The sequence below is a fragment of the Bradyrhizobium sp. genome, assembly GCF_035570375.1.
Lineage (GTDB): Bacteria > Pseudomonadota > Alphaproteobacteria > Rhizobiales > Xanthobacteraceae > Bradyrhizobium.
Window position 1 is genome coordinate 1 of sequence record NZ_DATMLW010000261.1, and the last position, 8,577, is coordinate 8,577.

General features: G+C 62.7%; 10 protein-coding genes and 1 pseudogene. 7 read left to right on the forward strand and 4 right to left on the reverse strand.

The window, feature by feature from the left end; all coding sequences use genetic code 11:
* The 6 genes and pseudogenes from VNX23_RS29005 to ptsN form a co-directional block, all read left to right on the forward strand.
* A pseudogene (locus VNX23_RS29005) lies at window positions 1-206 on the forward strand (LPS export ABC transporter periplasmic protein LptC); the annotation flags it as partial.
* A 5-nt stretch (window positions 207-211) separates the two neighbouring features.
* Window positions 212-901 carry an LptA/OstA family protein gene (locus tag VNX23_RS29010; RefSeq protein WP_325635011.1) on the forward strand — a complete coding sequence of 230 codons (690 nt, stop codon included), beginning with the start codon at window positions 212-214 and terminating at the stop codon, window positions 899-901.
* A 264-nt stretch (window positions 902-1,165) separates the two neighbouring features.
* Window positions 1,166-2,152, forward strand: a complete 987-nt coding sequence (gene lptB, locus VNX23_RS29015) for an LPS export ABC transporter ATP-binding protein (protein WP_325635012.1) — start codon at window positions 1,166-1,168, stop codon at window positions 2,150-2,152.
* A gap of 135 nt (window positions 2,153-2,287) precedes the next feature.
* Complete coding sequence (rpoN, locus tag VNX23_RS29020) at window positions 2,288-3,922, forward strand: RNA polymerase factor sigma-54 (protein WP_325635013.1); 1,635 nt, start codon at window positions 2,288-2,290, stop codon at window positions 3,920-3,922.
* Between the two features lie 57 nt (window positions 3,923-3,979).
* Window positions 3,980-4,606 carry a ribosome hibernation-promoting factor, HPF/YfiA family gene (gene hpf / locus VNX23_RS29025; RefSeq protein WP_325635020.1) on the forward strand — a complete coding sequence of 209 codons (627 nt, stop codon included), beginning with the start codon at window positions 3,980-3,982 and terminating at the stop codon, window positions 4,604-4,606.
* Window positions 4,607-4,812: 206 nt separating this feature from the next.
* Window positions 4,813-5,274: a PTS IIA-like nitrogen regulatory protein PtsN gene (ptsN, locus tag VNX23_RS29030; protein WP_325635014.1), complete on the forward strand. Its 462-nt coding sequence runs from the start codon at window positions 4,813-4,815 to the stop codon at window positions 5,272-5,274.
* A gap of 187 nt (window positions 5,275-5,461) precedes the next feature.
* On the opposite strand, the gene VNX23_RS29035 is transcribed toward ptsN, so the two are convergent.
* The 4 genes from VNX23_RS29035 to VNX23_RS29050 all read right to left on the reverse strand — a co-directional run bounded on the left by VNX23_RS29035 (window position 5,462) and on the right by VNX23_RS29050 (window position 8,144).
* Window positions 5,462-5,725 carry a DUF1150 domain-containing protein gene (locus tag VNX23_RS29035; protein ID WP_325635015.1) on the reverse strand — a complete coding sequence of 88 codons (264 nt, stop codon included), beginning with the start codon at window positions 5,723-5,725 and terminating at the stop codon, window positions 5,462-5,464.
* Window positions 5,726-5,774: 49 nt separating this feature from the next.
* Complete coding sequence (locus VNX23_RS29040; RefSeq protein ID WP_325635016.1) at window positions 5,775-6,200, reverse strand: Hsp20 family protein; 426 nt, start codon at window positions 6,198-6,200, stop codon at window positions 5,775-5,777.
* Window positions 6,201-6,386: 186 nt separating this feature from the next.
* Window positions 6,387-7,586: a CaiB/BaiF CoA-transferase family protein gene (locus VNX23_RS29045; RefSeq protein ID WP_325635017.1), complete on the reverse strand. Its 1,200-nt coding sequence runs from the start codon at window positions 7,584-7,586 to the stop codon at window positions 6,387-6,389.
* Window positions 7,587-7,718: 132 nt separating this feature from the next.
* Complete coding sequence (locus VNX23_RS29050; RefSeq protein WP_325635018.1) at window positions 7,719-8,144, reverse strand: organic hydroperoxide resistance protein; 426 nt, start codon at window positions 8,142-8,144, stop codon at window positions 7,719-7,721.
* A gap of 155 nt (window positions 8,145-8,299) precedes the next feature.
* Between VNX23_RS29050 and VNX23_RS29055 the strand changes: the two genes are divergently transcribed.
* The coding region (locus VNX23_RS29055) for a MarR family winged helix-turn-helix transcriptional regulator (protein ID WP_325635019.1) at window positions 8,300-8,577 on the forward strand (278 nt) is incomplete at its 3' end.

Consider the following 8,577-nt stretch of genomic DNA (forward strand, 5'->3'; position numbering starts at 1 on the left):
ACGAGCATGTCGACGTCAAGCTCACCAACGGCACACTGTCGTCGGACCGGCTGCACATCACCCGCGGCGGCGAGTTGATCGTCTTCGAAGGTAACGTCGTGATGCATCTCGACCATTTCGATGACGACACGCAGCCTGCGCCGCCGCCCGAACCCGCGCCATCGGCAAAGAAGCGGCAGGGCAACAAGTCCGCCAATTCGAAATGACGGCGATGGTGCAGTCTCCACGTTTTCGTAACGCGACGGTGCTCCGCGCCGTGGCGATCCTGGTCGCATCGGGACTGGCGGCGGTCGCAGCTCATGCGCAGAGCACGGTGCAGGGCGTGCCCAACGCGATGCAGGGCTTTACGCAAAACAGGGATCAGCCGATCCAGATCGAAGCCGCCAAGCTCGAGGTGCGTGACAAGAAGCAGCAAGCGACCTTCATCGGCAATGTGAAAGTGGTGCAGGGCGACACCACCATGACGTCGAAGACGCTCGTGGTGTTTTACGAATCGGGTGGCAGCGCCACCGCCGCACCGGCGGCGAAGGGCTCGACCAAATCGGCACCGATCCAGTCTGCGACCCCTGGGCCTGGCGGCAGCTCCTCGATCAAGCGGCTGGAAGCGCACGGCAATGTGGTCGTGACCCAGAAGGATCAGGTCGTGACGGGTGAGACCGCGGTGTTCGACACCAAGACCAATCTCGTCACCATGCTTGGCGGGGTCGTGCTGACCCAATGCAAGAACGTCCTCAAGGGCGACCGGCTGATCGTGGACATGACGACGGGCGTGTCGCGCGTGGAATCCGACAGCGGCAAGGTGCAGGGACTGTTCATTAACCAGCAAGGCTGCAATGGCCAGGCGGCAGGTTCGTCGCCATCGGTCCTGCCCGGGCCCGCGACCGCAAATAAACCGAAATAATCTCAATTACTTGTGTTCTGGTCGGCGCCGACAAGGTTGAAGCTCGGGACGGGAGCCTGTATTTGCGTCATGACGCAAGAGAGTGCATGAGGGCTTCGCCAGTCGCGGGCGTGGCTTGGGAGATTGTGCATGGCCCTCGCGATCCGCTCTCTGACTGAGGGTGTTTTGCTGGGCAAGGGACATCCATTCCTTCATGTTGCGCGAGGAGCTGCGAATCGCGAGCTGCGGCTCGCCGAACATCGTGAGAGGCTGAAGCGAGCGGGAATGGTGGATTTACTCAGCATGTTCCGGCGCCGGCCGGCGAAGCGAGGCTCGCCGGGATTCGCGCGGCCGCGAGCCGACATTACCGCGCTCGGCGACCGTATCGGCGAAATGCTGACCAGCACGGTCCGCGACGCGCCGCCGCTGGCCCGCGCCGCGCCTTTGCCCAAACTCGACCTGCCTCAGGCCGACAGGCCACCTCGGCCGGCGCCTGCAAGGTCTCCGGTCAGGACCAATGGCTCGGCGGAACCGCGGCAAGCCGTGCGTACGGGCTACCTGGCTGTGCATGGTGTGGAAAAGAGTTTTGGCAGTCGGCAGGTCGTGCGCGGCGTCAGCATTTATGTTCGTCGCGGGGAAGCGGTGGGGTTGCTGGGTCCCAACGGCGCCGGCAAGACCACGGTTTTCTACATGATCACCGGCTTGATCAAGGCCGACCGCGGCGGCATCGAACTCGATGGCCATGACGTGACCAGGCTGCCGATGTATCAGCGGGCCCGGCTCGGCATCGGTTACCTGCCGCAGGAGGCTTCGATCTTCCGCGGCCTGACGGTGGAGCAGAATATTCGCGCGGTGCTGGAGGTCGTCGAACCCTCGCGCAAGAAGCGCGAGGCGGAACTCAATTCACTGCTCGACGAATTCAACATCACGCGCCTGCGGAAAACCCCGTCGATTGCGCTCTCCGGAGGCGAGCGGCGCCGCGTCGAGATCGCGCGTGCGCTCGCCACGCGGCCCAATTACATGCTGCTCGACGAACCCTTCGCCGGCATCGATCCCATCGCGGTCGGCGACATCCAGGATCTCGTTCGCCATCTCACCAATCGCGGTATCGGCGTATTGATCACCGACCATAATGTGCGGGAAACGCTTGGGCTCACCGACCGCGCCTATATCGTCTACGCGGGCGAGATCCTGACCGAGGGAACGCCGGACGAGATCGTCAACGATCCCGACGTCCGGCGGCTGTATCTGGGCGAGGAATTCCGCCTCTGAGGTAGCCAGAAACGCACCATCCCGCCAAAAGGGACGCGCCTTAGCCAAATTTTCCTGTTCGTCAAGGCGTGTACATCGCCACGCGACTAGGCTAAGCAAGAATCGGACCAATTTTATGGACCGGTTCTTGCCTCCATGGCGCTGACGCAGAGATTAGAGTTCCGCCAGTCACAATCGCTGGTGATGACCCCCCAGCTGATGCAGGCAATCAAGCTGCTTCAGCTCTCCAATCTCGATCTGTCGACCTTTGTCGAGGAGGAATTGGAGCGAAATCCATTGCTGGAACGCGCCAACGACGGTCCGGAGGCACCGGGGGTGGGCGAAACGGCCCCGGAACCGGCCGAATTCCCCGATTCCGATGATGCTGAGGGCGCCGGTGCGGAAATCAGCGCTTCCGGCGGTGATGGTTTCGAGCCCGTCCAGGAAGACTGGCTCAACCGCGATCTGGGCAGCCGTGCCGAGATCGAGCAGACCTTCGACGCTCCTCTCGACAATGTGTTTTCCGAGGAGCCTGCGGAGGCGGCCGCGCGCAACGCGCAGGATGCGGCGCCAACGGCCTATACCGAATGGGGCGGCGGCGCCTCCCATGACGAGGATTACAACCTCGAGGCATTCGTTGCCGCCGAAGTGACGCTTCCCAGCCACCTTGCGGAGCAACTGGCGGTCGCCGTCACCGCTCCGGCGCAACGCATGATCGGCCAATACCTGATCGATCTCGTCGACGAGGCCGGCTATTTGCCGGGCGATCTCGGCCAGGCCGCCGAGCGGCTCGGCGCCTCCGAGGGCGATGTCGAGGCGGTGCTTTCGGTGCTGCAGAAATTCGACCCGCCGGGTGTCTGCGCGCGTTCCTTGAGCGAGTGTCTGGCGATCCAGCTGCGCGAGCTCAATCGGTACGACCCCGCCATGCAGGCGTTGGTCGAGCACCTCGACCTGCTGGCAAAGCGCGACATTGCCGCCTTGCGAAAATGTTGCGGCGTCGACGACGAAGACATCACGGAAATGATCGGTGAAATTCGCCGTCTCGACCCGAAGCCGGGTCTGAGATTCGGTTCGGCGCGGATGCAGACCGTGGTGCCCGACGTCTACGTGCGGCCCGGCAACGATGGCGGCTGGCACGTCGAACTCAACAGCGACACGTTGCCGCGCGTGTTGGTCAACCAGACCTATTACACCGAACTGTCGAAGACGATCCGCAAGGACGGCGACAAATCCTATTTCAGCGATTGCCTGCAGAACGCGACTTGGCTGGTGCGGGCCCTGGATCAGCGCGCCCGGACCATCCTCAAGGTCGCAACCGAAATCGTGTGCCAGCAGGACGGGTTCTTCACCCACGGCGTGGCGCATCTGCGACCGCTCAATCTCAAGGCGGTGGCGGAGGCGATCCAGATGCATGAGTCGACGGTGTCGCGCGTCACCGCCAACAAATACATGGCGACCAACCGCGGCATTTTCGAACTGAAGTATTTCTTCACCGCCTCGATCGCATCGGCCGACGGAGGCGAAGCCCATTCCGCCGAAGCGGTACGTCACCACATCAAGCAATTGATCGACGCCGAAGACTCCGCGCTGATCCTTTCCGACGACACCATCGTGGAACGATTACGTGAATCCGGGATTGATATCGCCCGCCGCACCGTCGCGAAGTACCGCGAAGCGATGCGAATCCCTTCGTCGGTTCAGCGCCGGCGCGACAAGCAAAGCGCGCTTGGCAGCGCGCTCTCGACCGCTGCCGCCGCCTCCGACCGGTCCCGGGACACCCAGCCTGCCTGATTGCGTCTCGCCGAAATCGGAATAGTGTCGGCCCGGTCAACCATCGAGGCCCTCAACATGACGCTCCGGATTTCGGGAAAAAGCATCAGTGTCGGCGACGCATTGCGCGGACGAGTCAGCGAGCGCACCGAGGAGGTATTGCGCAAATATTTTGACGGCAACTATTCCGGCCACATCACGCTCAGCAAGGACGGTTTCGGTTTTCGTACCGACTGCGCGCTGCATCTGGATTCCGGCATCACGCTCGAGGCGGACTCCAATGCCGCGGACGCCTATACCAGCGCCGACCAGGCCTTGCTGATGATCGAAAAACGTTTGCGCCGTTACAAGAGCCGCCTGAAGGACCGTTCGGCCCGCAAGGCCCATGCAGCCTCACAGGCGCTTGCGGCGATGGAGACGCCTGAACTCGACGCGCCGAGCTATGTAATCGAGGCGCCCGCCGAAGGCGACGAGGAGATGACCGGCTATAACCCGGTGATCATTGCGGAAGCCACCACGTCCTTGAAGCGGTTTTCGGTCAGCGAGGCGGTGATGGAACTCGACCTGACCGGCGCCGCCTGCCTGGTATTCCAGCATGGCGGAAGCGGCCGGGTGAATATCATTTACCGACGCCCAGACGGCAATCTCGGCTGGATCGATCCCCCGGCGGTTAACGTCGGGGGACATGGCGCTGATCGGCATTGACGGAGAGCGTCGCCATCCCTATGGTCCGCGCCCTTAACGATTAGGCATCTGGAATAGTAGGTGTTGGCACCGCTCTTGCGTTGGAGTAGAAGCCCATCCAATTAGGACACGGCGGCGGGCGGCCGCCTTTTTCCGCCCCAATCTCCTGATGTCGCCGGCCAAAACCTGTTTCGCAACCTGACGGTCAATTTACCTCGGAACGCCCCATGACGATTACCGATCTGGTCGCACCCGAGGCGATTCTCCCGGCTTTGAAGGTCAACAGCAAGAAGCAGGCGATCCAGGAACTCGCCGCGCGCGCCGCAAGCCTGAGCGGGCAGAACGAGCGCGCGATTTTCGAGGTGCTGCTGCAGCGTGAGAAACTCGGGACCACCGCTGTCGGCTACGGCGTCGCGATCCCCCACGGCAAGCTTCCGAAGCTGGAAAAGCTTTTCGGTCTGTTCGCGCGCCTCGAACGGCCGATCGATTTCGAGGCGATGGATGGGCAGCCGGTCGATCTGGTGTTCCTCTTGCTCGCCCCCGAAGGCGCCGGCGCCGATCATCTGAAGGCATTGGCGCGGATCGCGCGGCTGCTGCGCGATCAGGACGTGGCCAAGAAACTGCGCGCATCACGCGACGCGCCGGCGATCTATTCGGTGCTGGCGCTGCCGCCTGCGAGCGCGGCGTAAGGATAACCGTTTCCTCCCGCTTCCCGCGCAGGCAGCGTCCTCCAATTTATCGCTGCGAAAGACGCGCGAGCCCTGGTCGAGGACAACTGGCCTGCGCGTCGCCGAACCATTTTTGAAGATGATTTTCGCAGCCGAAGAGCTGCGCAAGGCCGCCGATCCACGTGACGCGTGGCGACGAAGCCCTCGATCAGTGCACGCTCACCGCCTGAAGTTCATTGCTCCAGGCATTCGCGATCGCTGCCTCGCGCGAATCGGTCAGCATGATCGGCGTTCCATCGGCGGCGTGGAGGGCAAACAGTTTCAGTCCGGGCGCGATGCTGGGGGCCTGCGGAAACAGTCCCGGTACGTCTTCCGATCGGATCTGCTTTACATAAGCGATATGGCCCTCACCGAGGTGAGCCAGGGCCTCCAGGGAGACGCGAGGTTCCAACGCAACATTACCGTCAGTCATGGTCTCGACTCCTTCCAATTCTAAGCGGTCGAGTCCGCTACAAGTTCCATTATTCGTGTTCATTGATAGCGATTGTCTTAACGACCTTTTCCGGCTCCGGCCGGGCCAGATCGATCGACAACAGCCCGTTCTTCAAGTCCGCACCCAGCACCAGCATCCCCTCCGCCAGCACGAATGTGCGCTGGAAGTGGCGTGCGGCGATGCCGCGATGGATGTATTGCCGGGCCTTGTCGTCTTGCTGGCGTCCGCGGATGACGAGTTGGTTTTCCTCAGTGGTTACATCGAGTTGGTCGCGGGTAAATCCCGCCACCGCGAGCGTGATGCGCAGCCTTTCCGGCTGCCCATTGCTACGGTCGCAACGTTCGATGTTGTAGGGAGGATAGCCGTCCGCACCCTTGACGACGCGATCGAGCGCACGCTCGATTTCGTCAAATCCCAGCAAAAACGGACTCGATAACGAGGGAACACGAGACATATTTGCAAAGCCCTCTCGAAGCGACTTTGAAGTTCCGGGGCCCTTGCGGCACCCCAACATGACCTGAAGGTGGATTCACCCTCCGGTCCCCAACCAATATGGGCATCATTCGGGCGTGTTCAAGCATCCCGTGGATGCGCCCAAAGCCTTTCCCCAGCAGGCTTTTAGGGAAAGCGCCGCCGTTGGTTAACGGCGGCGTTCGGTGCAGATCACGCCCTCGGCCGCGAGGCCCTCGATCTCGGAGCTGGAGTAGCCGAACTCGGCGAGCACCTCGGCGGTGTGTTGGCCGAAGGTGGGCGGGACGCTGCGCAGGCTCGCCTGGCTCCGCCCCATGCGGATCGGCGAGGCCACGCCCTTGTACCAGTCCTTTTCCACCACATCGCCGCGGTGGACGGCGTGGGGGCTGGTCAGGGCCTTGTCGATCGGCTGGACCGGGCCTGCGGGAAGTCCCGCAGCCAGCAGGCGATCGCACAGCGGTTCGGCATCGTGCTGGCTGAACACGGCGGCCAACTCGGCGCGCAAGGCCTCGCGGTTGGCGATCCGATCCCGGTTGCGGGCAAAGCGCGGATCGGCCGCCAGCTCCGGCTTGCCGATTTCCTTGGCTAGCTTGCGGAAGGTGCCGTCATTGCCGACGCCGATAAAGATGTTGTCGGTGCGCGTCGGGAAGATCGCGTAAGGCACGAGGTTGGGATGTTCGTTGCCGGTGAGCGACGGCGGTTTGCCGTGCATGAAATAATTCGCGTTGTGCGGATGCATGACCGCGAGCCCGGCTTCGAACAGGGTGGTTTCGATGAACTGCCCCTGCCCGGAGCGCTGCCGCTCCGACAAGGCCATCAGGATGCCGATCGCGGCATAAAGGCCGGTGGTGATGTCGACCACGGGAACGCCGATCCGCATCGGGCCCGATTGCGGCGAGCCGGTCGCCATGATCATTCCGGTCATCGCCTGGATGATCGCATCATAGCCGGGATTGCCGCCGCGCGGTCCGTCGGCGCCAAAGCCCGAGATACGGCAGTGGACCAGCTTGGGAAATTTCGCGCGCAAGGTCTCGCTGCCGATGCCCCATTTATCGAGCGTGCCGGGTTTGAAATTCTCGATCAGGACGTCGGCGCCCTCGAGCATCTTCATCAGCACCGCACGGCCGCCCTCGGACGCGAGATCGAGTCCGACCGAGCGCTTGTTGCGGTTGATGCCGACAAAATAGGCCGCGTCTTCATCGTGGAACGGCGGTCCCCAGTCGCGCACCTCGTCGCCGGCCGGTGGTTCGACCTTGATCACGTTGGCGCCGTGGTCGGCGAGAATCTGGGTGCAGAAGGGGCCACCGAGCACGCGCGTGAGGTCGATCACACGCAGGCCTGCCATCGCGCCCGAATTGATTTCAGTCATCGAAAACCTTCGCTCTCAAATGCGCTACAGGAGGATCTGAGGGCTAGCGGTCTTCGTCACCGGCATCAATCGGTTTTCTAGCAAGCGGCCCGTCGCAAAACGCAAAACGACGGGCCGCTCGCGGGAAATGCCTCAGACCACGGTCAGGCGGACGTCGACATTGTTACGGGTGGCGTTGGAGTAGGGGCACACCTGATGGGCCTTGGCGACCAGCGCCTCGGCCTCCGCGCGCGCCAGCCCCGGCAGCGAGACCTCCAGCGCGATGTCGAGGCCGAAACCGCCTTCGGAACGCGGGCCGATGCCGACCGTCGACGTCACCGCGGCGTCAGCCGGCACCTTCGGGCCGCCTTGCGAGGAGACGAATTTCATCGCGCCGATGAAGCACGCGGCATAGCCGGCAGCGAAAAGCTGTTCGGGATTGTTGCCGGCGCCGCCTCCGCCACCGAGTTCCTTTGGTGTCGTGAGCTTGACGTCGAGTGCGCCGTCCAGCGTCGCGGCGTGACCGTCACGGCCGCCAGTGGCCTTCGCCTGGGTCTTGTAGAGCACATTCACCGACATGGGGATCTCCTCTGTTTGAGTTTCAGTGCCAGATATATTGCAAACAATTCGATTGTGCACAATATAAAAAACGGCGCCTCACATTTAATTGTACGCAATTGAATATGAGGCCATCCCGGCCCACAATGGCGGCCGATTGTGACGAGGATACTGAAATGGCCCGAAAACCGCCGGCCGCAGACCAGCTGCTGCGGCTCGACAACCAGATTTGCTTTGCCGTCTACTCCGCGGCGCACGCGTTCAATCGCGTTTATAAGCCGCTCTTGGACCGGCTCGGCCTGACTTACCCGCAATATCTCGTCATGCTGGTGCTGTGGGAGCGCGACGGCGTGCCGGTCAAGGAGATCGGCGAGCGGCTGTTCCTGGATTCCGGCACGCTCACCCCGCTGCTCAAGCGGCTGGAACAGGCAGGGCAGATCAAACGCACCCGCTC

Coding starts and splice junctions, on each gene's coding strand:
- ptsN (WP_325635014.1), top strand. CDS start 4,813: ATGACGATTACCGATCTGGTCGCACCCGAGGCGATTCTCCCGGCTTTG.
- VNX23_RS29010 (WP_325635011.1), top strand. CDS start 212: ATGGTGCAGTCTCCACGTTTTCGTAACGCGACGGTGCTCCGCGCCGTG.
- hpf (WP_325635020.1), top strand. CDS start 3,980: ATGACGCTCCGGATTTCGGGAAAAAGCATCAGTGTCGGCGACGCATTG.
- VNX23_RS29050 (WP_325635018.1), bottom strand. CDS start 8,144: ATGTCGGTGAATGTGCTCTACAAGACCCAGGCGAAGGCCACTGGCGGC.
- VNX23_RS29035 (WP_325635015.1), bottom strand. CDS start 5,725: ATGACTGACGGTAATGTTGCGTTGGAACCTCGCGTCTCCCTGGAGGCC.
- VNX23_RS29045 (WP_325635017.1), bottom strand. CDS start 7,586: ATGACTGAAATCAATTCGGGCGCGATGGCAGGCCTGCGTGTGATCGAC.
- rpoN (WP_325635013.1), top strand. CDS start 2,288: ATGGCGCTGACGCAGAGATTAGAGTTCCGCCAGTCACAATCGCTGGTG.
- lptB (WP_325635012.1), top strand. CDS start 1,166: ATGGTGGATTTACTCAGCATGTTCCGGCGCCGGCCGGCGAAGCGAGGC.
- VNX23_RS29040 (WP_325635016.1), bottom strand. CDS start 6,200: ATGTCTCGTGTTCCCTCGTTATCGAGTCCGTTTTTGCTGGGATTTGAC.